A 22,612-nucleotide genomic window follows, 5' to 3' on the forward strand; every position below is an offset into this window, starting at 1 on the left:
TCTATCAGACGGCGCCGTTGAGACGGTCGCGCAGCTCCTTGCCGGTCTTGAAGAAGGGAACCCACTTTTCTTCCACATCCACCGTTTCACCGGTGCGCGGGTTGCGACCACTGCGGGCGGGGCGGTTCTTGACCGAGAAAGCGCCGAAGCCACGCAGCTCGACGCGGTTACCGTCCGCGAGTGCATTGGTGATCTCGTCGAAAACCGCGCCGACGATGTTTTCGACATCGCGCTGAAAGAGATGCGGATTGCGGCTGGCGATAATCTGAACGAGTTCCGATTTGATCACGGCTTTACCCCTGTTTCCTGTTATGTGCTGTCAGGCCTTGACGCCGGACATTGTTAGTTTGCTGAATTTGCATCTGGCGTTCCGTCAACGTGCCAAACCGAGAGAAGTCCGTCAAGAAAGATGCGATCCTTTGCTATCCCCTTGAGCATACTATCGGCTTCCTGCGGCAGACCGATCAGCCGCGCACCGGCATGGATGATGAGATCGCGCAGCGAAAAACCCGTTTCGGAATTGACCGGCTTCCATTCAAGGCGTGGCAAGGTGGTGGAAACGCCCTTGGTGCCAAGCCAGGCCACGGCTTCGTCCTCACCGCCAAGCCCATCGATAAGTTTTTTCTCCAGCGCCTGACGGCCTGTGAAAACCGCGCCATTGGCGAGCGCCAGCGCCTGTTCATGCGTAAACGAGCGGCGCTTTTCCACAATGTCCACGAACCAGGCATAGGAATCCATGATCATGTTGCGGATCATGCCCTTGGCTTCGTCGCTGGCCGGGCTGAAATAATTGGGTTCCGCTTTCAGCGGCGCGGATTTGATGGTTTCGACTTTGACGCCGATTGTGTCGAGAAGCTTCGAAAGGTCGGGATACTGGAACAGCACACCGATGGAGCCGATGATGGAGGTCTGCCGCGCCACGATATGGTCGGAAGCGCTGGCGATCATATAGCCGGCAGAGGCAGCCAGTGTGCCAACCTGCGTGACGACCGGCTTTTTCTCGGCGATCTTGCGCACGGCTTCAAAAATCGCTTCGCCGCCCACCGTTGTGCCGCCGGGCGAATCGAGAACCAGAATCACGCCCTTCACCGCATCGTTCTTGGCGATCCGGTCGAGACGCTTCAGAAGCTCCTCATTCTCGAAAATAGTGCCTTCGATGCGCACCTTGGCGATATGCGGCTGGGTGAGATTGGCGCCGCGCATCGACCATGAGGCGAAACCGGCGATCAGAACGGCGAGCAGAAGCAGAAAAGCCACGCGCCAGACGGTCAGCTTGCGGCGCAGCTTTCGTCTTTCTATCAGTGCTTCGGCGTCCTGGGCCATATTTGTCCATCCAATCGTCTTTATCAATATGAGCGGCCCCGAGGGGCGATCCCGAAAACTCTGGCGATCTTTGTGCCCCCAATTCAGTCGGGCGGCAAGAGCTTCGATCTTGCTACAGATTTCAAAGAGATAGTGCTGCAGAACTGCATTGTCATGACATGGGGACGAAAGATTCTGTCTTTGGTCAAAAAACCGGGCTCATTTGCAAGTTTAGCGGCCCTGCGACGCGCTGTAATTCAAGAGCAATTTGTGGTATCAAAGAGTTGATTAGCATTCTACCTAATTAAGGTAGGTGCTGATTGTGATGAAATATCAATGGGATAGGCGTGCTTGTCTTTCAGTTTGAGGCAGGTGCGATATTTTGTGTCGCCTTCTTGCTATTGAGCATCCGATCAAATTATCCCAAATAAACCATATTAAAATGAAAAAGCGCCTATTGATTGCAGGGAATGGACCTTACATCGGGCGTGCGCCTGTCTTCTGGGCGGGTGTTTCTCGACCGTAAGTTTATTGACCGGAAGTTTCTTGAATTGAGTGCCGTGGATTATCTGAAGGACGTCATGACAACCGACACCACAAACAGCCCCGTTGCGCAGACCGCAGCCCCTTCCGGGCGCGGCAAGGGCGGCGTGCGTTTTGGTGCGTCCCAGAAGGCCGAGTCGCTTTTTCATGCCGCGCAGCGCCATTCGATCCGGGTGCGGGTATTGAAAACCGCCCTGCCGGTCGCGGCCGTCGCGCTTGCAGCGGTGTTTTCCTGGTACACATTTCTGGCAACGCCGGCGACCCCGATCAAGGTCGAGATGAATACGGGCGGCGAGAACGGCAAGCTCGTCATGGCCAGCCCGCATCTCAACGGTTACACCAAGGACAACAAGCCCTATTCGATGACCGCCTCCAAGGCGACGCAGGATGCCAAAAATAGCGGCGTCATCACCCTGGAAGGCATTCAGGCGGAACTGCCGGTCGGTGAAAGAGGCACGGCAAAGGTCGAGGCGGCCTCCGGCATTTACGATAATGCCAATGGTCGTTTGCAACTTGATAAGGACTTTGTCGTAACCACGAATGAAGGTTTGCGTGCGGTGATGCGTTCGGCAGATGTCAATCTGAAGAGCGGACAGATCACAACCGACAAGCCGGTCGATATTCGCAGCGGAAATACGCATATTCTGGCCGATACCATGCAGGTCAAGGACAACGGCAAGGTTCTGATTTTTGAGAACCGCGTTCAGATGACCGTTGACGGCAGCGTGGTTTCGGGAAACAAGGCGCCCTGACCGGGTGCAAAAGAACGGCATATCCGGCGTTCAGCCCCATTTTCGGGCCTGGCGCGGATTTGTTTTTTATACGCATTTTGCAAAGCCTTATGTTCCCATTTGGCGTCAAAGTGCTTAATGTTGCATCTGGAGGCAGGTTGTTTACATCATGACGCCTGCATTCGGGGACTGAATTTATGGAACGTGAGACGGGCAAGATGATCAAGGGCACTATGGCTCGCACGATGCGGGCAGGATTCGCAGTTCTGGCGCTTGGCATCGTTGCCGCTCCTTTTGCCGCTTCCGCACAGGAAGCCGCAGGCGGCGCAGTGAACGGCCTCAAGCTTTCCAACAGCAAGGCACCGGTCAAGATCGATGCCGACAAGCTGGAAATGCGCGACAAGGAAGGCGTTGCGGTTTTCACCGGCAATGTTTCTGTGGCGCAGGGCGACGCGCTGTTGAAGGCAGGTCTGATGACTGTCTATTACAACAAGGCGGCCAAGGACGGCGAAGCCCCGAAGGAACCGGCAAGCGCCGGTGTCGGTGGCCTCGATTCGTCGAGCATCGATCACATCGATATATCCGGCAAGGTTTACCTGAAGTCGGGCACGCAGGTCGCGACCGGCGATACCGGTCGTTACGACGCAAAAAACCAGATCATGATTCTCGAAGGCTCGAAGGTCGTTCTGACGGATGGTGACAATGTCGTCACCGGTTGCAAGCTGACGGCGCATCTCGATACGGGCCGCGCCAATGTCGAAAGCTGCAAGAGCGGCGCGAACAGCAAGGGCCGCGTGTCGATCATCATGGCGCCGAAGGATCAACAGCAGGGCGGTGCCGCGCCCAAGCAGAACTGACCGGAGCACGTGTGGGATTGTTCTGGAACAAGAAAGACGGCGAGCCGCAAGCGGTTGCCGAGAGTGTCGGCTCTTCGGGTGAACCTCATGGCGCCATGCCAGCACAGCCGGGCAAGACGGCGCGCCTGAAAGGCACGCTGGTCGCGCGCGGCCTCTGCAAGAGCTATCGTGGCCGTCAGGTCGTCAATGGCGTGTCGTTTGGCGTGCGCGCTGGCGAGGCGGTTGGCATCCTCGGCCCTAACGGTGCGGGCAAGACCACCTGTTTCTATATGGTGACGGGTCTGGTTCCAGCCGATGCCGGTTCTATCGAAATCGACGGTTTCGACGTGACATCCATGCCGATGTATCGCCGTTCGCGTCTTGGTATCGGCTATCTGCCGCAGGAAGCCTCGATTTTCCGTGGCCTTTCGGTCGAGAACAATATCAAGGCCGTGCTTGAAGTGGTCGAAAAGGACCGCAAGAAGCGCGCTTCCGAACTCGACGCGCTGCTGGAAGAGTTCCATATCGCGCATCTGCGCAAGGCGCCCGCCATCTCGCTGTCGGGCGGTGAGCGCCGTCGTCTGGAAATTGCGCGCGCGCTTGCCTCGCGCCCGAATTTCATGCTGCTCGATGAGCCTTTCGCGGGCGTCGATCCCATCGCGGTTTCGGATATTCAGCAGCTCGTGCGCCATCTGACCAGTCGCGGCATCGGTGTTCTCATCACCGACCACAATGTGCGTGAAACGCTCGGTCTGATCGACCGCGCCTATATTATTCACGCCGGTCAGGTGCTGACCCATGGCCGCCCGGCCGAGATCGTCGCCAATCCTGACGTCCGTCGTCTCTATCTTGGCGATCAGTTCACGCTCTAAGTTTTCCCTGACGACACAATAATCTGGCCCGAAAGCTTCGGCTTTCGGGTCTTTTAAAGCTGGCGCCGTTACAGCCGGTCTAAAAAATCCGTCAATATTGCGACTATTTTCCTCATTTGTCCCAAAACTGCACATTCTGAATTGACAAGCAAGGTTCATACCAGTTTTGATCGGGAAGAAGCGCCGGTCAGAAAGATCGGCTGAAAATAGCGGCTCAGGGTTCGGTCGACCAGTCGTTCGCAGGGGGAATTAACGCGTCGTATGGCTCTGTCGCCTAAGCTCGATTTTCGTCAGTCACAATCGCTGGTGATGACGCCTCAGCTGATGCAGTCGATCAAACTGCTGCAGATGACGCATCTTGAGCTTGAACATTTTCTCGATCTGGAAATCGAAAAAAATCCGCTGCTGGACAGAATAGAGGCAGCAAATGATGATTTTTCCGGCGCTGACGCGGCGCGGGATGATGACCGCTCTGCCGCAAGTGATGATGGAACGGATGATGGGGCCTTCGACGAAGCGCAGGCGGATTGGTTCAAGACCGACGCGCCGGACGCAGCTGAAAATCTCTCCACCACCTTCGACAGCTCGCTGGAGAATATCTTTCCCGATGATCCGGGGCGCTATGACGAGATCAATCCAGACCTCGCCGCCCAGTGGAAATCGTCGACCCTCGACGCCTATAGTGGCGGCAGCGGTGGCGGATATGATCTCGATCAGGTGACGGCGAGCCGGGTCTCGCTGGCTGACTTTGTGGGTGAACAGATTGCCCTGACTTTTCCGAAAACCTCCGACCGTTTCATCGCGATGGCTCTGGCCGATGCGCTGGACGAAAGCGGCTATCTGCGGGGCGATATTATCGGTCTGGCGCAAAATCTCGGCGTCGAGACCTCGGAGGTCGAACGGGTGCTGGCGATCCTGCAAAGCTTTGATCCGCCTGGAATTTTTGCACGCGATCTGCGCGAGTGCCTTGCGATTCAGCTGCGCCTGAAAGACCGTTTCGATCCGGCCATGGCAGCGCTGGTGGACAATCTCGACCTCCTGGCGCGACGGGATTTTGCGACGCTGAAAAAGCTCTGTGGGGTCGATCAGGCCGACATTCTCGACATGCTGTCTGAAATCCGTACGCTGGACCCGAAGCCCGGCGCTTTGTTCGAGGTCGCGGTGGCCGACGCCATCGTGCCGGATGCGGTGGTGACGCCTTCGCGTGACGGCGGCTGGGCGATTGAACTCAATCCGGCGGCCATGCCGAGGCTCATCGTCAACAATGAATATTATGCGGAAGTCAATGCTTCCGTGAAGGCTGAGGAAAAGACGTTTCTGGCCGATTGCATGCAGACGGCAAGCTGGCTGGTGCGCAGCCTCGATCAGCGCGCGCGAACCATATTGAAGGTGACGCAGGAAATTGTGCGCCAGCAGGACGGGTTTCTGCGCCACGGCGTGACCCATCTCAAGCCCTTGAACCTGCGCATGGTCGCCGATGCGGTGGGTATGCATGAATCCACCATCAGCCGCGTGACCGCCAACAAGTTCATGGAAACGCCGCGCGGCGTGTTCGAATTGCGCTATTTCTTCACGGCTTCCATCGCCTCTTCGGAGGGCGGTGACGCCCATTCTTCTGAAAGCGTGCGGCATCGTATTCGCCAGATGATCGACGCCGAAAAGCCCGATGATGTGCTGTCTGACGATGCAATTGTTGATGCCTTGAAGAAGGACGGTGTGGATATTGCGCGCAGAACGGTCGCAAAATATCGGGAATCGATGAATATTGCTTCATCGGTTCAGCGCAGGCGTGAAAAGAAAGCCAAGCTTTCTGTTTCTTAGAACGCATCCCGGAACGCGAAGCAGTTTTCGGAAAAGATGTGTGTCAAAACAACTGTTTAAACCACCGGTTCCCCGGTGGCCTGGAATAGACGATTGTACCTCCAGAGCGTTTTCGACCAGTTCAAGCCCCAGGAGAATGCTCTGAAATTTTGAACTTGAAGCACCGCACGATCAGAAAAAATCGATGATGATCGTGAGAACCGGCAGCGTTTCGAGTTGGCCTACTGGTAGGAGGACCAATTGACAAGCGCCATTTCAATCAATAGAAGCCCCGCTCGCGCTGCGACGCTGGCCCGAAAATGCCGGAATTCTTCGGTTTTGCGGGCTTATGCGTATGTGGCACGAAATATGCATCGGCTTTTTCTGAAAGAGAATGCGGATGTCCGATTGCTTAAAGGAAAGGCAGTTTAGCAGAAAGGGCAACGATCACGCGTTTGGGGCGTTGCATAAGACAAGGGATGTTCGGGGTGCCGTTTGACCGGTTTTAAACCGGAAAAGCGTGGATTTCGAAGGTGTTTCAAGGCTCTGACCGGCGATCCGGATCAAGGCTGAAAAACCCGTAGGATGAAAGCCATCTTTGATGACGGTTCGCTTTGCGCTTCGCTTGCCTTGTGATTAGACTAAGCCCTGTGGTGTAACGCAAATGAGGTGTGCCAATGACTCTGCGTGTATCTGGAAAGCATATGGACGTCGGTGAAGCTTTCACAACCCGGATCGTGGATCGGGTGAATGAAACGGTCGGCAAATATTTCGATCATGGCTTTTCCGGGCAGGTAACGGTCACGAAGTCCGGTTCACGATTCAGTGCGGATTGTACATTGCACCTCGACAGTGGTGCGACGCTACAAAGCACTGGCGATGCGCAGGATCCGCAGCTGGCTTTTGATGCGGCAGCGGACAAGATCGAAACCCGCCTTAGGCGCTACAAGCGCCGTCTGAAGTCGCGTACGGCTACCCAGCCAAATGCGATCTATGACGACGTGGCATATCGTGTTATGGCACCGCTGCCGGAGGAAGAGGAGGAGCTTCCGGCCGATTATGCGCCAACCATTGTGGCGGAAACGTCCGTCGCCCTGCGCACCATGTCGGTGGCTTCGGCGGTGGTCGAGCTTGATCTGATTGAAAATCCCGTTCTGGTTTTCCGGAACGCGGGCAATGATGAAGTAAACATCGTCTATCGTCGAGCGGACGGCAATATCGGCTGGGTTGACCCATCGACGGTTACCCGCCAGGCCGCGCCTCGCGTCTGACGGCAAACCCGAAGCGCACGTTACGCGTTATCGCCAGTGAAGGGCGAGCCCATTTATGGGTGGTTGCGTGCGCTTCCCAAAACCGGGCCGCAAACGGTCTGATTGAAGAAGGAACGGAGAGAATGGATCTTAGTGATCTGATTCAGCCGGGGGCGATTATCCCCGCGCTGAAAGCCAGCTCCAAAAAGCAGCTTTTGCAGATTTTGTCTGAAAAGGCTGCGGAACTGACCGGTCTCCCTGAGCGTGAAGTTTTCGAAACAATTCTCCAGCGTGAACGCCTCGGTTCAACCGGGGTGGGCAGCGGTGTGGCCATTCCACACGGCAAGCTGGCGAATATCGGCAAGATTGCCGGCATCTTCGCGCGCCTTGAAACGCCGGTTGATTTCGAGGCGCTGGACGATCAGCCTGTCGATCTCGTTTTCCTGCTGTTGGCTCCGGAAAATGCCGGGGCCGATCATCTGAAAGCCTTGTCGCGCATTGCGCGTATGCTCCGCGACCCGGATATGGTCGCCAAGCTGCGAGGCACCCATGATGCACAGGCGCTCTATTCATTTTTGACAGCCCAGCCGGCGTCCAACGCCGCCTGAGCCACTAAGCATAATCCGACCCGCATGAGATGACGGTCGGATTATGCTCCTAATAAGAGATTTTAGAGCGCCGGTCCGATGCAATCGGATTAAACGGCGCTCCACTATGCCGGATTTGTTTGTACCCGCGCTTTGAGAGTTGTTTTAAAAAAGCCGCCGCTCGGTCAGAGCGGTGGCCTTTCTGTTTCTGGCGGGGCAAAAAATACGTTTCAGTATTGATTGCTATGATGATCGCTTTGGGTGTCGTCTCCGCTGGAGAAACGGAAACACCTGTCTGGATCGCGTTTGCTGAATCCAAAGCCGTGCATGGCGCGGATTCCGGAATTTGGAGAGTAAAGCAACGTATAATGTTAGTTGTGCAATTGTTATTTTCGTTTATCTTCTTCAAGAAAGAGAACTAACAAAATATAGTATTTTCGAATCGGCGTATTTTTATATAGAATCAATCTCGTCAGAATATAAATTAGGAAGAATAAATTGAAGAAAGTCATTCTTGCATGGATTTCTTTGGCGTCTTTCACCAATGTTGCGCCGGCCGTCGACAATGAATTTTGTAAAGAACGGGCAAGAAGTGATTGTACAAATAAGCCAGAGCTCGTAAAAACTACTTTTGATGCGTGTTTTCAAAATAAATATAAGTGGTGCATGGCAGAAAAATTTCAGCCAGGCCATGTAAAGTAAATAAGAGTGCGGTGGTGGAGGATTTTGTCGCGACGATCTTCTATCGCTTACATCGAGAATTGAAGCATAATCCGACCGGAGTGAAACGAGGATCGATAAGATTAGAGCCTGAATCAAAAAGCGGCATGTCTGTGCGAAAATGGTGATTTTCGAGTACCGGAGCGGAGCGTACTATTGGTACGAGAGCACCGGAATGGAGAAAACTGCCATTTGCAGCCACACAGGGCGACTTTTGGAACAGGCTCTTATGTTTGAAATATAAAAGCTTAGAGCGCCGACCTGATTCATTCAGATCGAAACGCGCCCTAGCATTACAGTTGCGTTTTTGATTTTAGATGAGCCCGTCTTGTTATGGCTTGGTGGCCCCTGCGCCAGCAAGACCATGCGATGACGTATGCCGGGTTTATACGTCGTTGGGCAAGTTTGTTTGCGATGCGTCGAATTTCTTGAACAGACCACCAGATCAAATCGTGATAGTCGGCATCCGCCGTCTTTTTGGGGTGTCGCGTCATTGGCCCGGTATCGGATCACCGCCATCATGGCGAAGGCGAGCATGACCAGGGAGACGTGGCGATGCCAGCCATGCCATGACCGGGTTTCGTTGTGATCAAGGCCAAGCTGGTTCTTGGTAAGCGCGATTTTCGATGCGCCTGGACGGCCTCTTCAGGCGTAATCGCGCACGGGTTCTAGCGGTACGCAGCTTTATTGGGCATTTGCCTTGGAGAAGTTGAACGGCAGCAGGTCGCCAATGTCGGCCGTTTCTTCGCGCTGAGGTAGCTCAGTAAGCACGTGGCGTAGCCAGGTGAGCGGGTCGACACCACAGGCGCGGCAAGTCAGCATCAGACTGTAGATCACAGCACTGGCCTTGGCCCCGTCAGCGGTATCGCTGAACAGCCACGATTTTCTTCCAGTGGCAAAAACTCTGATCTCGCGTTCCAGAATGTTGTTATCGATCGGCATCCTGCCGTCGCTGGTGTAACGCGTCAGGTAACTTCATTGGTTCAGGGTGTAGGACACCGCATCGCCGAGCTTGGTATCCGGCACGATCTTTGGCGCGATATTGTCGAGCCACGCCTTTAGGGCGTTCAGGATAGGCAGACTGTGCTGCTGGGGGAAACGGCGAATGCAATCGGCGTTTGTCTCCCTCGGATCTGGGGTCTTGTCTCTCGCCTGCCTTTCGATCCGGTAGAGCTGTTCGAAGAACCGGAGAGCTTGCTCCGGCGGGCCGCCACCATTCTTTCTCGCCTTGAGAGCATCAACGAAGCGCCGCCTGGAGTGAGCCATGCATCCGACATGGGTTGCGCCATTCAATGTGCGCCAGGCGGTGTAGCCATCAGTGACGAGTATCCCACGGTAGTCACCAAGGAAGGTCTGCGGGTAAATCTGACCGCGGCCGGGCTGGTAGTCGAGAAGCACGATCGGCTCGTCACTGTTCTCGCTGCTGCGGTACGCCCATATGTACGACGTGCTGGTGGCTTCCTTGTCCTTTTCCTTCAGCACCTGAACCGTCGTCTCATCGCCATGGATGAGAGACTGCGATTGCAGCCGCAGCTTCAAAGCATCGTAGATGCGATGTAAATGCTTCTCGCTCGAGCCGATGACCCAATGCGCAAGAGCGCCACGGCTAATCGGAACGCCGGCACGCTCGAATGTCTGAGCCACGCGGTAGAGCGGCGTGCCATCTACGTATTTGTGGACGAGAGCAAAGGCGAGCGTCGACGCGGTGGCGATGCTGCCCGGCAGGGGTTGCGTGGGCATGGGCGCGATTACGACGGGCGTGTTTATCCCCTTTTGGTCACAGTGCCGGCAGGCGTATTTGAACCGTACGTTCTGCAGGACCTTTGCCTTGATCTCGATATGGAGCTGCTCGCTAACGGCTTCTCCCATGCGATGCATTTGGCTTTTGCAGCACGGGCAAGCCTTCTGATCGTCAGCAAGGTCGTATTCGACACGCTCGCGCGGCAGGTCTGCTGGTAGGGGCCTGCGCCCCCGTTTTTGCCCGTAGCGCCCCCGGCCGCAGGCAAGCCAGTATCCGGAAGCTCGACGTCATCGTCTTCCTCGCTACCACCTTCGACCGCAGCCTCTTCGGCCTCGTTGAAGAGACGATCAATGTGCTTTTCACTGCGGGGGGCAAAGCGGTGCAGCTTTGCCAGTGCCAGTTCTTCTTCAAGCTTGATGACCCGCTGCGAGAGCGCTTCCTTCTCGGCTTTGAGTGCGGCGATTTCGGCAGCATTGGCTGCCAATTGCGCCATCAGTTCTGCAATGCTCGGTTCGCCGGTGCGCGTCATCAGATTCTTGAATCTGAACCGCCCCTGCGCGTCAATCGCAATTTGTCATCCTCAGCCAGCAATCTGATACTGCCGCACGGGATGGCGGACCATCGCATCTATATCGATGCCATCGAGGATCCAGTGGAGTTGCTCTGTCGTCAGCGTCACCACCGCAGTTTCCCGGCGGGGCCACCTGAACCGATCTTCTGGTAGCTTCTTCAGGACCATAACAAACCCGGACCGATCAAAGAACAAGAGCTTCACCCGGTCACGCCTGCGATTGCAGAAGGCAAACACCGATGGAGCAAACGGGTCCAGCTCCATCACCTCTTGCACAAGGACCGCGAGGCTGTTGATGCCCGCGCGGAAGTCGATGGTTCCCGATGGAGGTAGACCTTCAGATCAGCGCCCAGTCTGAACATGGCTCAACGCTCCTATGATTGCCGCCAGACCATCGACATCGCTGCATTCCAGCGTCAGGCTGATACCGTTCGGCAGCACCACGCTCAGCTTGGATGCATGACATCGCTTGCCGACCGGCTCCACATTCGTCGGTGGACCGCTGGCAGATGACGACTGCATATCCGTAGCTATCTGAACCGGCACGAACGTAGATACCGCAGGTAAAGCACTATCTTCTTTGGCTCTCTTTACCCACTTGCGAACGAGATTGGCGTTGACGCCGTGCTCCAGAGTTAGACGCGAAACCGAAACGCCGGGCTCTAAACACGCTGCGACAAGCCGATCTCGGGAGGCAGGGTCATATCGACGGCGGCCGTCGCGGCCAACAAGCCGCACCTGCAGTTTAGGAGTATCGTCCATGATTTGGTGTCCACCTGTTTTGGTGGACACTTCATGCATCAGAGCACTGTGCTTCAGAAGGTGCACAGAAATTCGCGCTTACGGTTCTTGGCGGTCTCGAAGCTGTCTTCGATTGCCCAGCGATGGCCTTCAACGGAAACGAGCGTCTGGATGTCCGTCCCGGCCGGACAGCATGTGGTGAAGAAGGCAAGCTCACCGTCGCTGATATTGCGCCGGATCAGCAGGCCACGGGTCCAAAGCCCGGAAGCTGTCTCATTATATTCGTCAGCATCAAGATCGGCGAGTTCACAATAGGCCCAGTCATGAAGTCGTGGGCCTTTCGTGCCTTCGCCAGCGGACAGACGCTGCCATGCATCTGAAGCCAAATCACAAGCGATCTTCTGCGCGGTGCCAGCAACCTGAGGCTTGCCAGCCCAGGATCCGAAGTGATGATCGGATTTTACACCAAGAACATAGCCTTTACAGGCACGGCGCAGACAACCTTCAATTTCCCCGACGCCATACACCGCATCGCCAGCCACCCATGAAAATGGCACATCCGCTGCCAGTGCACGCTGTATCATATCGATAGCCAGCCCTGGTTTGGTAGTGAAGGCTACATTCTCAGGAACATGGGTTGCTGCAAGCCTTGACGGATCGCCGGTCCAGCTCTTCGGCAAGTACAGGGCCCGATCGATAAAGGCATGACCGCGAACGGACACATAGGCGGCGAATACACCGATCTGGCAGTTCGTTATCTTGCCAGCCGAACCTGTATACTGACGGGCAACACCACATGATGTCTTGCCCTGCTTGAGGAAGCCTGTTTCGTCGATGACCAGGACCGCATCATCCGTGGCGAGGTTTTCTACGACATACTCTCGTACGATGTTGCGCAGCTCATCTGCATCCCAGCGCCCGCGTCCCAGAATGGCTTGTGCCGCCACGGACCGGGATCACCGGCCGCCTTAGCACGCATCCAACCAGTCTTCCGCCGCTCGTCACCCAGCAAACCGTCCAGGAAAAGGTTCGCAGAGGCTGCAACGCGCTCCTGCGTAAACAGTCCGCGCATACGAGCCTTCACGTCGCGCAACGATGATGCCCAAAGCTCAAGCGTCGTCTCGATTGATGCACCTGACATCCATGACCTCCGATTCATGGAGACCCATAGATTCAGACATTGAATAAAATAGGCAACTGTAATGCTAATGCATTTTGCGTGTAGATGACCATAAAAATAAGAGCCTGTTCCAAAAGTCGTCCTGTGTGGCTGCAAAGGGCAATTTTCTGCGTTCCGGTGCTCACGTACTTTGAGTACGCTCCGCTCCGGTCCTCGAAAATCACCATTTTCGCACAGACATGCCGCTTTTTGATTCAGGCTCTAAGAAAAGTATTTTTACGCTGATTGTTCTTATTGCTGCTTCCGGTTCTGCTTTAGCGGATATCAAGGCCTATGAAGAATGTGTCAGGAATGAGCAGGCGGCGGCTACCGAGGCTTATCAGCAAGAAGTTCAGAATGGGCATGGCTCTTGGGTTTACACGACATATGTAAAGCGCTTTAAAAACGCTCCGTTGTTTTGCTCAAAGCAATAAATATTAGCGGGCAGATTCTCTGCAATAACCGCACAATAATGACGATAGCGACTCTGCATGGGGGAGCCGCTCAAAACATGCTTTAAAAAAGGCTCGCTCATTATTAGGCTTTCATAATCTAAATATTTATATAGAGATATTTATGTGACTGAAATATGAAAGGAAAAATATAAATGAATAAGTATGCCTATGTATTGGTTTCTTTGATTGCTTCTTTTGGTGCTATAGTTTCGCCTGCTTCTGCGGCGGACAATCGGTTGATGTGCTGGAATAAGGCTAAGGAAACTTGTAAGAACCATCCGGAAGGTTCTGGTGCTTATAGGATATGTTTCAATCGGGAATACAATAACTGCTTGAAAAATAACCAAGATTAATTCCATTGTTATGACATGATCTATAATAATATAGGTATTGTATCAAAATGCGAACGGTTTTATATCAAATTACACTCAGCGTAAAATTTATTTTTATTTGAATTGTGCGTCATTCAGTGTAAATATTGTGATTTATAAAAATAAATCACTTATTTTTATGTAGAATCCGTTTCTGATATAGTTGCACTATTAATCTTGAGATCAATATTTCGTATCTGTTTGGAGTGATGATTTTTAGGGAAATATAGGTGAATATATGAAGAAATATGCTTTATTACGAGTGCCTCTTTTTGCTGCTTCCGGTTCTGCTTTCGTGGATACCAAGTCCTTTTAAGGATGTGTCAGGAATGAGCATGCGGCGGCCACCGAGGCTTATCAGCGAGAAGTTCAAAACGGGCATGGATCTTGGGTTTACACGGCACATGTAACGCGTTTTTAAAACGCTCCGGCGTTTTGCTCAAAGCAGTGAAGATTAGCGGGTAGCCTCTCGCTCTAACCGCGCAATGAGGACGATAGCGGCTTCCTTACAAGGCGGGCCGCTATCGCTACATATTCGACAGGGCTGCCATTTTAGTTGAGCAGCACCGTGCGTAATTCGTGTTCATGGGCGCCTTGCAGCGCGGTGGCGCGGACATCGGAGAGCACGATAGGCTCGCCGCTTGCGCCAAAGAGGGCCCAGAGCTCAAGGCCCGGCTCGATTGGTGGGAGGGCAGGGAAGCTGCGAGCAAGGTCGTCGGAGCGAATCTTGCGCACGTAGGCAATTTCACCTTCGCCCAGATGAGCGAATTCATTTTCGGTGAGAACCTGTTGTCTGTTCATGGTCTTAGCCTCCATTTGAGCGGCACACCATTCACGGCTATGCCGCACCAGAGCTTCACGATAGTTATCATAGCCTTAATGACTGAACGAAACCTGAACGTTTTTCAGTCTTTCACAGCTATGTTGATTTTCTTGATCAGCCGTTCCGGTTCCGGTCGGTCGAGATCGACAGCGAGAAGACCGTTTTTCAACTCGCAACCCAGCACCCGCATACCATCGGCCAGCACGAACACACGCTGAAACTGACGCGCCGCGATGCCGCGGTGCAGATATTCGCGTTCGGTGTCGTCGGTCTGTCGACCGCGGATGACAAGCTGGTTGTCTTCCGTCATGACGTCGAGATCGTCGCTGGCAAAACCTGCCACGGCAAGCGTGATGCGCAAGCGCTCAGAGCCTGTTTCGCCGCGCAGGCGTTCGATATTATAGGGTGGGTAGCCATCGCCGGATTTTGCAATCCGTTCGAGTGTCTTTTCCATCGTGTCGAATCCGAGCAAGAGAGGGCTCGAAAACGGAGTCATTCTTGTCATTGCATCAGTCCTTGATGAGAAGCGACCGTTATGAAGAGAACCCGTTCGGCGTATCTCTTCGCTAACTGATATGGCTTGTGAAAAGCCCGACTTCAAGGGCCAATGCCGGAATCCCCCTTCGTTCTATCGTAAAACGACGATGGGGAGGGCGATACCCGCCACTGTTGCGGGGCGGGCAGTGTCAAACTTAGCATATCGAGAAATGTGTTCTACCGTCTTGCTTCGGCAAGCGCTGCGCGAAAAGCGGTGGCGAAATCCTCACGGTCGTCGGGGTTCAGAAAGCTGCCGATGGCGACATGCTTGTCGCGGCTTTCAACGCTCATATCCGTGATGCCGATGTCCGGCTTTCGCGCCACGCGAAAGCGTGTCCAGAACGGATTGAACTGATGTGCGGTCAGTTTGCCGGATGGTGCGTATTGGCGGATGTGCAGGGCTGCACGCGAAACGGAAATCTCTTCGCGGGCCTGCGCCGCGCGATAATTCCAGCGAAATGCCAGATAGATCAACAGCACGTCGAGGCCGAAAAAGCCGAAGATCGGCCAAGCGCCGATGGACCAAAACAGAATGCCGACAGAAATCCAGCAGGCGATGAGGGCTGCCATCAGAACGGTAAAGCCCGTGCGCCCCAGCGAGCGATAGGGTCTCAGCAAGGCTTCAAAAATAGGGGTCTCGAACCTGTCCGGTTCCGCGCCATCTGGATGGTGCATGGGTGTCTGAGCCTTTGAACGCCGCCTGCGTCAAGCTGCGGGTTGTCTTCCAGGAACAGACCTCAGTATAGAGACAGAATGCAAAAGGCCAAAATCAAATCGCCCGTGACTGTTTCCGCCGCCCCGCCAGCACGGCGTCCGCGCCGCGTGGCTGGTACGCTCTATACGGCTGATGAGATTCACGAAATCTTTCGCCGCTTCTCCGTGCAGCGCCCGGAACCGAAGGGCGAACTGGAGCATGTGAACGCCTTCACCCTGCTGGTCGCGGTGGTGCTGTCGGCGCAGGCGACGGATGCGGGCGTCAACAAGGCCACGCGCGGCCTGTTTGCGGTTGCCGATACGCCGCAGAAAATGCTGGCGCTGGGCGAGGAAAAGGTCGGCAGTCACATTCGCACCATCGGCCTTTGGCGCAACAAGGCGAAGAATGTCATCCTGCTTTCGGAAGCACTGATCCGCGACTATGGCGGCGAGGTGCCAGGCGACCGTGACGAGCTGGTCAAACTGCCGGGCGTCGGGCGCAAGACCGCCAATGTTGTGCTCAACATGTCGTTCGGCCAGCCGACCATGGCGGTGGACACGCATATATTGCGTATCGGCAACCGGATCGGTCTGGCGCCCGGCAAGACGCCGGAAGCGGTCGAGGCGATATTGGTGCGGGTGATACCGGCGGAATATATGTTGCACGCCCATCACTGGCTGATCTTGCACGGGCGCTATACCTGCAAGGCGCGCAGGCCCGAATGCGAACACTGCGTCATCGCCGATATCTGCAAGTCGCCGGAAAAGACCTGCGACGTGCCCGCCGCACTGGTTCCGCTTCCGCCTCAGGCTTAAGTTCTGACAGGCTTTGCGGCCTCGCGCTGCGATATGGCCTTGTGCAGATGCACCATCATGGTTGCCGCAAAAAGCGGGGTCAGAAGATTGACCAGCGGAATGGCCATGAAACCGGCGATCAGCAAGCCTGCCAGAAAGACCGTCACGCCATAATGCGAGCGTAGCGCCCTGGCTTCCGCTTCGGTGCGATGGCGCATGGCGGCGAATTCGAAAAATTCGCGTCCGAGCAGATAGGCGTTGATGACGAAAAAGGCGATCAGGTTGATCCCCGGTACGAAAAGCAGAGCTAGCGCCAGCAGGTTGCCAAGGATCACCACGCCGAGGAATTTCAGCGACGTCACAATTGAACGTCCAAGCGGCAGGGCATTGCCCGCAGGATCGTTCGGATAATCCGTGCGCTCGACCACTTCCGCCACATCGTCGAGGAACAGACCGGCCACAAGAGCGGTCACCGGCGCGATCATCAGCGCCAGCACAAGCGCAAGCCCCAGTCCCGCCGCGACAGCGGCGACGATTCCGAGCCAGCCTGCCCATGCGGGCATGCCCGGCAGCAATTGCTCCATCCACGGCCAGGCATAGGTAAAAAAGATTTGACGAATGCTGACCCAGAGACCGGCCAGCAGCAAAAGCGTCAGACCCAGCGTTTTCCAGAAAACCGAGCGAAACTCCGGCGTCAGCAGGCGGGAGAGGGCTTTCAAGGCAGCGTCTATGATCATTCTTTTTCCGTTTTGCGCCTGTTTTGGCTGTGGACGAACTGAAAATAGGAACGAGCCGTGGGCTGTGCAAGCCGGACTACCCACATCCCGGGATTGGCGCGGGGTAGCCAAAAGGGCGGCAAAAGGCTAAACCCGCACGCGCATATTTGCATAAGCGTATCAATTCCACGATACGCAGCTGGCGCCAAAGCCTCCTCCTGCCATATCGAGGGCGGGCTGGAGAACTGAAAAAAGGGGAGCTTCTCGCGCTCATGGCCACATTCGACGTTCTTTGCATCGGCAATGCCATTGTCGATATTCTGTCGCGTACGGACGACTCATTTCTCGAAACCAACGGTATCGTCAAAGGCGCAATGAACCTGATCGATGCCGATCGTGCAGAATTGCTCTATAGCCGCATTGCAGGTCCGGCGACTGAAATGTCGGGCGGCAGCGCGGGCAACACGGCGGCAGGCGTCGCCAGCCTGGGCGGACGCTCCGCCTATTTCGGCAAGGTAGCGACTGACCATCTCGGACGTGTCTTCGCGCATGATATCCGCGCGCAGGGCGTGGCCTTCGATACGCGTCCGCTGGAAAAGGGGTCGCCGACCGCCCGCTCGATGATTTTCGTGACGCCGGATGGCGAACGCTCGATGAACACGTTTCTCGGCGCTTGCGTCGAGCTTGGACCGGAAGACGTCGAGACCTCCAAGGTCGCCGATGCCAAAGTCACCTATTTTGAAGGCTATTTGTGGGACCCGCCGCGCGCCAAGGAAGCCATCGTGATGGCGTCAAAGATCGCGCATGAGGCGGGCCATGAAATGGCCATGACGCTCTCCGATCCGTTCTGCGTGGACCGCTATCGCGAAGAGTTTCTCGACCTGATGCGCCAGCGCACGGTCGATATCGTCTTCGCCAATGAAGACGAAGCCAAATCGCTCTATCAGACCAAGTCGCTCGAAACGGCGATTGCCTCAATGCGGATGGATTGCAAGCTGTCGATCATCACGCGCTCGGAAAAGGGCGCTGTCATTGTGACGCCTGATCAGACGCTCGAAGTTCCAGCCATCGAGATCGACGAACTGGTCGATACGACCGGTGCGGGCGATCTTTATGCGGCGGGTTTCCTCTATGGCTATACCAAGGACCGCTCGCTGGAAGATTGCGCACGGCTTGGCTCGCTTGCCGCCGGTCTCATCATCCAGCAGATGGGCCCGCGTCCGCTGCTCAGCCTTGAGGCTGCTGCAAGTCAGGCTGGCCTGATTTGATCTGATCCGGTTATTCGGACCGAATGATCCGGTCGCGCTGGAGTTCTTCTTCGGTGCGACCGGGACGGCTTTTATATACCGGCAGGTTCCAGCCGAAATAAAGCGCCCCGCCGCGCACGGTAAAACTGGTCAGCGCCGCGACCACTGCCGAGAAGAACGGATCGACACCAAGGCGCGCCAGCCCGACATAGAGGCAGGCTCCCGCCAGTGCCGCCGTGATATAGATTTCCCGCCGCATGATCACCGATGGCTCTCCGGCCACCATATCGCGCAGGATACCGCCCAGCGTGGCGGTGAAAATGCCCGTGACGATGGCAACCGGCGCGCTGACGTCAAGCGCAAGCCCCTTGGCGGCACCCATCACCGTGTAGGCCGACATGCCGATGGCATCGAGCCAGAGCAGCACGCGATAGCGTGATTCCACCCTATGGGCGGTGAAATAGACCGCGAAGGCGGCCAGTGTGCCCGCCAGCAGATAGATCGGTTCCTGAACCCAGAAAACCGGCGTGCTCAGCATCAGATCGCGCAGCGTTCCGCCGCCGATGCCGGTGATATTGGCAAGAAAGATAAAGCCCACAATATCGAGCTGCCGCCGCGAGGCGGCAAGCGCGCCTGTTGCCGCGAAGACGAAGACACCCGCAAAGTTCAGAAACTGCACGACGGTCACGCGGGCTCCCCCCAGCAAGATACATGAAGCGATTTTCTATTGCTCTGCGCGCCTTGGCAATATGTGTGTATGAGCGCAGGTCAGCAGATACAAAAAAGCGGCGGATAAACCGCCGCTCTGATCGTCTATCTCAGTAGATAGGCTTTATCAGCTGTTGGCTTCCGCGCCGCCATTTTCGGCAGCAGCCTTGGGGCCACCCTTGGATACGCCGACCATGGCCGGGCGCAGCACGCGGTCGCCAATGGCGTAACCAGCCTGCACAACCTGCACGACGGTATTGTTCGGCAGATCCGGGTTCGGTACCTCGAACATGGCCTGGTGGAAATTCGGGTCGAATTTCTGGCCTTCCGGCTCAAGCTTGGTGACGCCGTGGCGTTCCAGCGCCTGCAGCATGGCGCGTTCGGTCATTTCCACGCCTTCGGCCAGCGACTTCAGGCTGGCATCGGCTTCCAGCATTTCGGCTGGAATGGTGTCGATGGCGCGGCGCAGATTGTCGGAAACCGACAGCATGTCGCGGGCGAAATTGGTCACCGCATAGGTGCGGGCATCCTGCACGTCGCGCTGGGTGCGCTTGCGCAGATTTTCCATTTCGGCAGCAACGCGCAGAACCTGGTCCTTGAGTTCCTTGTTATCGGCTTCGAGCGCGAGAATACGGTTTGCGGTTTCATCGACCGCATTGTCCGCTTCGTCTTCCGCAACTTCGGCGCTGGCTTCCGCCTTGCGCGCTTTCAGGAAATCGGCGGCAGCCCGGTTCAGCGCCTCACGATCCCGTGGATTGTTGATGTCGCGCTGCTCAAGATCGGGGTTCTCGGTTTTGTTCTTTTCGTCAGACATAATGCTTCTTCCGTCTTGAATATCTTCTGGTGCGGATATCGAGTTTCAGGCCATTAAAATCAAGGCTTAATTTCTGCTGACCCGGTAAGATTGACACCTCACCGCAACAGCCGCGACACGATCTGTGCCGTATAGTCCACCATCGGCACGATACGCGCATAATTGAGGCGGGTCGGGCCGATGACGCCAAGAGCCCCGACCACGCGCTGTTCGCTGTCGCGATAGGGCGCAACCACCAGCGACGAGCCGGACAGTGAAAACAGCTTGTTTTCCGAGCCGATGAAAATGCGCACGCCCGAACCGGTTTCGGCCAGATCGAGAAGCTGGACCATGCCGTCCTTGGTTTCCAGATCGTCGAAGAGATGGCGCAGGCGCTCGATATCTTCCTGCGCGTGAATATTTTCGAGAAGATTGGCGCGCCCCCGCACGATCAGCCGTGACGGCTGGTCGGAACCGGTGCCGCCCCAGACGGCGAGGCCCTGTTCGACAAGTTCCTGCGAAAGCTGGTCGAGTTCCTGACGGGTTTCCTCCATCAGCACTTTCAACTCGGCCTTGGCTTCGGAAAGCGTATGGCCGTGAATATGCGCGTTGAGGAAATTGGACGCTTCGACCAGCTGCGAAGCGCTGATGCCGACCGGCAGATTGATGACGCGGTTTTCCACATCGCCATTCTGCATCACCAGCACGGCCAGCGCGCGGGTCGGCTCAAGCCGCACAAACTCGATATGTTTCAGCGCGCCTTCGGTCTTGGTGGCGAGCACGAGACCAGCCCCCCGCGACAGGCCCGACAGGACCTGACTTGCCTCGGTCAGCACGTTTTCAACCGAATTGCTGTTTCCGGCGGCGCGCACCTGCGCCTCGATGGACGAGCGCTCGCCGGGCGCCAGATCGCCGACTTCCATAAAGGCATCGACGAAAAAGCGCAGGCCGATCTGCGTCGGCAGACGGCCCGCCGACACATGCGGCGCATAGATCAGGCCCAGATGCTCCAGATCGCTCATCACATTGCGAATGGTGGCGGGCGAGAGCGAATGTGGCAGAAGACGGGACAGATTGCGCGAACCAACCGGGTCGCCGTCGTTGAGATAGCTCTCGACGACCAGCCGGAAAATTTCGCGCGACCGCTGGTCGAGCGAATTCAAAAGCTGATGTTCAGGCGATTTCATCATGATAGAGCGGCGAACCTGTTGATTGCTTGCCTTGAATATAAGGTTGCTGCGCCAAGCGTCAAAGGCTTTAGCCTCACACTGGCAATCCTCTCAACATATCTTTGGCCCCGGAACGATGTGAAATGCCTTTCTATTTGTGCCCGGGGGGCCTAAAAAGCCGCACGGAAAACTTTGAATCCCAAAAAACTCGATCAAGGAATTTACTATATGCGTCCATCCAAGCGTGCTGCCGACGAAATGCGCGCCGTCTCTTTCGAGCGCGGCATCTCCAAACATGCGGAAGGCTCCTGCCTGGTCAAATTCGGCGACACCCATGTTCTGTGCACGGCAAGCCTTGAGGAAAAGGTGCCGGGCTGGATGCGCAATACCGGCAAGGGCTGGGTTACGGCGGAATACGGCATGCTGCCGCGTTCGACCGGCGACCGCATGCGCCGTGAAGCAGCCACCGGTAAGCAGGGCGGACGTACGCAGGAAATCCAGCGTCTGATCGGACGCTCCTTGCGCGCTGTTGTCGATATGCAAGCGCTGGGCGAAGTGCAGATCACGGTGGACTGCGATGTCATTCAGGCCGATGGCGGCACGCGCACGGCAGCCATTACCGGCGGCTGGGTGGCCCTGCATGAATGCCTGCGCTGGATGGAAGCGCGCCAGATGGTACGGGTCGAGAAGGTGCTGAAGGACCACGTTGCGGCTATTTCCTGCGGCATCTATGAAGGCGCTCCTGTTCTCGATCTCGATTATGCGGAAGATTCCGTCGCCCAGACCGACAGCAATTTCGTCATGACCGGCGCAGGCGGCATTGTTGAAATTCAGGGCACCGCCGAGGGTGCGCCTTTCTCGGAAGAAGAGTTCCTGAACCTGATGAAGCTGGCGCGCAGCGGTGTGGATCGTCTTGTGTCGTTGCAGAAAATGGCGGTCGCTTAAGAGCCTCACTCAAAAAAGCGTATTTGCAGCCGCACAAGACGACTTTTGGAACAGGCTCTGCTAGGACAGTGTCTGCTCCATCTGAATAAGGAGACCTGATCCATGCGCGCTGCACGTATTCTTGAAACGGCTCTCTATGTTCGCGACGTCGCCGAGGCGGTAGAATTCTATCGCGACACGATGGGGCTGGAGCCGGTGGGCCAGCTTAGCGAGCGCAACGCTTTCTTCCGCTGCGGCGAGGGCATTTTGCTGCTTTTCAAGGCGGAAGAAACCTTGAAGCCGCCTTTGCCCGGCCATCTGCCTGTGCCACCACATGGCACGACGGGGCCGGGTCATGTATGTTTTGCCGCAAGTCGTGCCGAGATCGACGACTGGCGGGAACATCTGCAACAACATGGCGTCGCCATTGAGGCCGGTTTCGATTGGCCCAATGGCGCACATTCGATTTACTTCCGCGATCCATCCGGCAATTCGCTGGAGATCGCCGAACCCAAACTATGGAACTGA

At 55.9% G+C, this 22,612-nt stretch carries 23 protein-coding genes and 3 pseudogenes; 12 read left to right on the top strand and 14 right to left on the bottom strand.

Annotated features, from left to right (window positions below):
- Positions 1–4: 4 nt before the first annotated feature.
- Together D8666_RS07795 and sppA are read right to left on the bottom strand one after the other, a co-directional pair.
- Entirely contained in the window at positions 5–289 is a 285-nt protein-coding gene (locus D8666_RS07795) for an integration host factor subunit beta (protein ID WP_061344837.1), read from the bottom strand.
- Positions 290–342: 53 nt separating this feature from the next.
- On the bottom strand, positions 343–1,323 hold the full coding sequence (gene sppA, locus D8666_RS07800) for a signal peptide peptidase SppA (RefSeq protein WP_109368181.1): 981 nt from the start codon (positions 1,321–1,323) through the stop codon (positions 343–345).
- Between the two features lie 560 nt (positions 1,324–1,883).
- Between sppA and lptC the strand changes: the two genes are divergently transcribed.
- From lptC to ptsN, 6 genes are all read left to right on the top strand, one after another.
- Complete coding sequence (gene lptC / locus D8666_RS07805; RefSeq protein ID WP_109370146.1) at positions 1,884–2,597, top strand: LPS export ABC transporter periplasmic protein LptC; 714 nt, start codon at positions 1,884–1,886, stop codon at positions 2,595–2,597.
- 176 nt (positions 2,598–2,773) lie between these two features.
- Positions 2,774–3,433 carry an LptA/OstA family protein gene (locus D8666_RS07810; RefSeq protein WP_109368182.1) on the top strand — a complete coding sequence of 220 codons (660 nt, stop codon included), beginning with the start codon at positions 2,774–2,776 and terminating at the stop codon, positions 3,431–3,433.
- Between the two features lie 11 nt (positions 3,434–3,444).
- Complete coding sequence (lptB, locus tag D8666_RS07815; protein WP_109368183.1) at positions 3,445–4,284, top strand: LPS export ABC transporter ATP-binding protein; 840 nt, start codon at positions 3,445–3,447, stop codon at positions 4,282–4,284.
- Positions 4,285–4,545: 261 nt separating this feature from the next.
- A complete protein-coding gene (gene rpoN, locus D8666_RS07820; protein ID WP_121537122.1) occupies positions 4,546–6,105 on the top strand; it encodes an RNA polymerase factor sigma-54 in 1,560 nt (519 codons plus the stop codon).
- 656 nt (positions 6,106–6,761) lie between these two features.
- A complete protein-coding gene (gene hpf, locus D8666_RS07825) occupies positions 6,762–7,355 on the top strand; it encodes a ribosome hibernation-promoting factor, HPF/YfiA family (protein WP_109368185.1) in 594 nt (197 codons plus the stop codon).
- A 122-nt stretch (positions 7,356–7,477) separates the two neighbouring features.
- Positions 7,478–7,942 (top strand): PTS IIA-like nitrogen regulatory protein PtsN, encoded by a 465-nt coding sequence (ptsN, locus tag D8666_RS07830; RefSeq protein ID WP_078339638.1) that lies wholly within the window; start codon positions 7,478–7,480, stop codon positions 7,940–7,942.
- 1,176 nt (positions 7,943–9,118) lie between these two features.
- Here ptsN and D8666_RS24675 read toward each other — a convergent pair.
- From D8666_RS24675 to D8666_RS07860, 5 genes and pseudogenes are all read right to left on the bottom strand, one after another.
- Positions 9,119–9,250 (bottom strand): annotated as a pseudogene (locus tag D8666_RS24675) (IS701 family transposase); the annotation flags it as partial.
- Positions 9,251–9,325: 75 nt separating this feature from the next.
- Positions 9,326–10,911: pseudogene (tnpC, locus tag D8666_RS07845) on the bottom strand (IS66 family transposase).
- Positions 10,912–10,962: 51 nt separating this feature from the next.
- Positions 10,963–11,268, bottom strand: coding sequence for an IS66 family insertion sequence element accessory protein TnpB (gene tnpB / locus D8666_RS07850; protein WP_121537126.1), 306 nt, complete (start codon positions 11,266–11,268; stop codon positions 10,963–10,965).
- Positions 11,269–11,295: 27 nt separating this feature from the next.
- The gene (tnpA, locus tag D8666_RS07855; protein WP_371830794.1) at positions 11,296–11,715 is read right to left on the bottom strand and encodes an IS66-like element accessory protein TnpA; all 420 of its coding nucleotides are present in this window, start codon (positions 11,713–11,715) and stop codon (positions 11,296–11,298) included.
- Between the two features lie 86 nt (positions 11,716–11,801).
- Positions 11,802–12,853, bottom strand: a pseudogene (locus D8666_RS07860) (IS701 family transposase); the annotation flags it as partial.
- A 200-nt stretch (positions 12,854–13,053) separates the two neighbouring features.
- On the opposite strand from D8666_RS07860, the gene D8666_RS24180 reads away from it, so the two are divergent.
- Together D8666_RS24180 and D8666_RS23960 are read left to right on the top strand one after the other, a co-directional pair.
- The gene (locus D8666_RS24180; protein WP_167836044.1) at positions 13,054–13,287 is read left to right on the top strand and encodes a hypothetical protein; all 234 of its coding nucleotides are present in this window, start codon (positions 13,054–13,056) and stop codon (positions 13,285–13,287) included.
- A gap of 173 nt (positions 13,288–13,460) precedes the next feature.
- A complete protein-coding gene (locus D8666_RS23960) occupies positions 13,461–13,661 on the top strand; it encodes a hypothetical protein (RefSeq protein WP_147437990.1) in 201 nt (66 codons plus the stop codon).
- A 570-nt stretch (positions 13,662–14,231) separates the two neighbouring features.
- On the opposite strand, the gene D8666_RS07870 is transcribed toward D8666_RS23960, so the two are convergent.
- From D8666_RS07870 to D8666_RS07880, 3 genes are all read right to left on the bottom strand, one after another.
- Complete coding sequence (locus D8666_RS07870; RefSeq protein WP_371830795.1) at positions 14,232–14,495, bottom strand: BQ00720 family protein; 264 nt, start codon at positions 14,493–14,495, stop codon at positions 14,232–14,234.
- Between the two features lie 89 nt (positions 14,496–14,584).
- On the bottom strand, positions 14,585–15,007 hold the full coding sequence (locus D8666_RS07875; protein WP_109368187.1) for an Hsp20 family protein: 423 nt from the start codon (positions 15,005–15,007) through the stop codon (positions 14,585–14,587).
- Positions 15,008–15,216: 209 nt separating this feature from the next.
- A complete protein-coding gene (locus D8666_RS07880; RefSeq protein ID WP_121537130.1) occupies positions 15,217–15,714 on the bottom strand; it encodes a DUF2244 domain-containing protein in 498 nt (165 codons plus the stop codon).
- Between the two features lie 78 nt (positions 15,715–15,792).
- Between D8666_RS07880 and nth the strand changes: the two genes are divergently transcribed.
- On the top strand, positions 15,793–16,548 hold the full coding sequence (gene nth, locus D8666_RS07885; RefSeq protein ID WP_109368189.1) for an endonuclease III: 756 nt from the start codon (positions 15,793–15,795) through the stop codon (positions 16,546–16,548).
- Here nth and D8666_RS07890 read toward each other — a convergent pair.
- Positions 16,545–17,264 carry a sulfate transporter family protein gene (locus tag D8666_RS07890; RefSeq protein ID WP_109368190.1) on the bottom strand — a complete coding sequence of 240 codons (720 nt, stop codon included), beginning with the start codon at positions 17,262–17,264 and terminating at the stop codon, positions 16,545–16,547. The genes nth and D8666_RS07890 overlap by 4 nt on opposite strands.
- Before the next feature lie 251 nt (positions 17,265–17,515).
- On the opposite strand from D8666_RS07890, the gene D8666_RS07895 reads away from it, so the two are divergent.
- On the top strand, positions 17,516–18,511 hold the full coding sequence (locus D8666_RS07895) for an adenosine kinase (RefSeq protein WP_109368191.1): 996 nt from the start codon (positions 17,516–17,518) through the stop codon (positions 18,509–18,511).
- Between the two features lie 10 nt (positions 18,512–18,521).
- Here D8666_RS07895 and D8666_RS07900 read toward each other — a convergent pair whose 3' ends face one another.
- The 3 genes from D8666_RS07900 to hrcA form a co-directional block, all read right to left on the bottom strand.
- Positions 18,522–19,178, bottom strand: a complete 657-nt coding sequence (locus D8666_RS07900; RefSeq protein ID WP_121537132.1) for a trimeric intracellular cation channel family protein — start codon at positions 19,176–19,178, stop codon at positions 18,522–18,524.
- A 147-nt stretch (positions 19,179–19,325) separates the two neighbouring features.
- A complete protein-coding gene (gene grpE, locus D8666_RS07905; protein ID WP_109368193.1) occupies positions 19,326–20,012 on the bottom strand; it encodes a nucleotide exchange factor GrpE in 687 nt (228 codons plus the stop codon).
- Positions 20,013–20,110: 98 nt separating this feature from the next.
- Positions 20,111–21,181, bottom strand: coding sequence for a heat-inducible transcriptional repressor HrcA (hrcA, locus tag D8666_RS07910; RefSeq protein WP_109368194.1), 1,071 nt, complete (start codon positions 21,179–21,181; stop codon positions 20,111–20,113).
- A gap of 207 nt (positions 21,182–21,388) precedes the next feature.
- On the opposite strand from hrcA, the gene rph reads away from it, so the two are divergent.
- Entirely contained in the window at positions 21,389–22,105 is a 717-nt protein-coding gene (rph, locus tag D8666_RS07915; protein ID WP_078339626.1) for a ribonuclease PH, read from the top strand.
- A gap of 102 nt (positions 22,106–22,207) precedes the next feature.
- A complete protein-coding gene (locus D8666_RS07920) occupies positions 22,208–22,612 on the top strand; it encodes a VOC family protein (protein WP_109368195.1) in 405 nt (134 codons plus the stop codon).

This window comes from Ochrobactrum soli, assembly GCF_003664555.1.
In the GTDB taxonomy this organism is placed as follows: domain Bacteria; phylum Pseudomonadota; class Alphaproteobacteria; order Rhizobiales; family Rhizobiaceae; genus Brucella; species Brucella teleogrylli.

What these genes read in the sequence shown, in the direction of transcription:
- sppA (WP_109368181.1), bottom strand. Translation starts at nt 1,323, where the DNA reads ATGGCCCAGGACGCCGAAGCACTGATAGAAAGACGAAAGCTGCGCCGC.
- lptC (WP_109370146.1), top strand. Translation starts at nt 1,884, where the DNA reads ATGACAACCGACACCACAAACAGCCCCGTTGCGCAGACCGCAGCCCCT.
- D8666_RS07810 (WP_109368182.1), top strand. Translation starts at nt 2,774, where the DNA reads ATGGAACGTGAGACGGGCAAGATGATCAAGGGCACTATGGCTCGCACG.
- rpoN (WP_121537122.1), top strand. Translation starts at nt 4,546, where the DNA reads ATGGCTCTGTCGCCTAAGCTCGATTTTCGTCAGTCACAATCGCTGGTG.
- hpf (WP_109368185.1), top strand. Translation starts at nt 6,762, where the DNA reads ATGACTCTGCGTGTATCTGGAAAGCATATGGACGTCGGTGAAGCTTTC.
- ptsN (WP_078339638.1), top strand. Translation starts at nt 7,478, where the DNA reads ATGGATCTTAGTGATCTGATTCAGCCGGGGGCGATTATCCCCGCGCTG.
- tnpA (WP_371830794.1), bottom strand. Translation starts at nt 11,715, where the DNA reads ATGGACGATACTCCTAAACTGCAGGTGCGGCTTGTTGGCCGCGACGGC.
- D8666_RS24180 (WP_167836044.1), top strand. Translation starts at nt 13,054, where the DNA reads ATGCCGCTTTTTGATTCAGGCTCTAAGAAAAGTATTTTTACGCTGATT.
- D8666_RS23960 (WP_147437990.1), top strand. Translation starts at nt 13,461, where the DNA reads ATGAATAAGTATGCCTATGTATTGGTTTCTTTGATTGCTTCTTTTGGT.
- D8666_RS07870 (WP_371830795.1), bottom strand. Translation starts at nt 14,495, where the DNA reads ATGGAGGCTAAGACCATGAACAGACAACAGGTTCTCACCGAAAATGAA.
- D8666_RS07875 (WP_109368187.1), bottom strand. Translation starts at nt 15,007, where the DNA reads ATGACAAGAATGACTCCGTTTTCGAGCCCTCTCTTGCTCGGATTCGAC.
- D8666_RS07880 (WP_121537130.1), bottom strand. Translation starts at nt 15,714, where the DNA reads ATGCACCATCCAGATGGCGCGGAACCGGACAGGTTCGAGACCCCTATT.
- nth (WP_109368189.1), top strand. Translation starts at nt 15,793, where the DNA reads ATGCAAAAGGCCAAAATCAAATCGCCCGTGACTGTTTCCGCCGCCCCG.
- D8666_RS07890 (WP_109368190.1), bottom strand. Translation starts at nt 17,264, where the DNA reads ATGATCATAGACGCTGCCTTGAAAGCCCTCTCCCGCCTGCTGACGCCG.
- D8666_RS07895 (WP_109368191.1), top strand. Translation starts at nt 17,516, where the DNA reads ATGGCCACATTCGACGTTCTTTGCATCGGCAATGCCATTGTCGATATT.
- grpE (WP_109368193.1), bottom strand. Translation starts at nt 20,012, where the DNA reads ATGTCTGACGAAAAGAACAAAACCGAGAACCCCGATCTTGAGCAGCGC.
- hrcA (WP_109368194.1), bottom strand. Translation starts at nt 21,181, where the DNA reads ATGATGAAATCGCCTGAACATCAGCTTTTGAATTCGCTCGACCAGCGG.
- rph (WP_078339626.1), top strand. Translation starts at nt 21,389, where the DNA reads ATGCGTCCATCCAAGCGTGCTGCCGACGAAATGCGCGCCGTCTCTTTC.
- D8666_RS07920 (WP_109368195.1), top strand. Translation starts at nt 22,208, where the DNA reads ATGCGCGCTGCACGTATTCTTGAAACGGCTCTCTATGTTCGCGACGTC.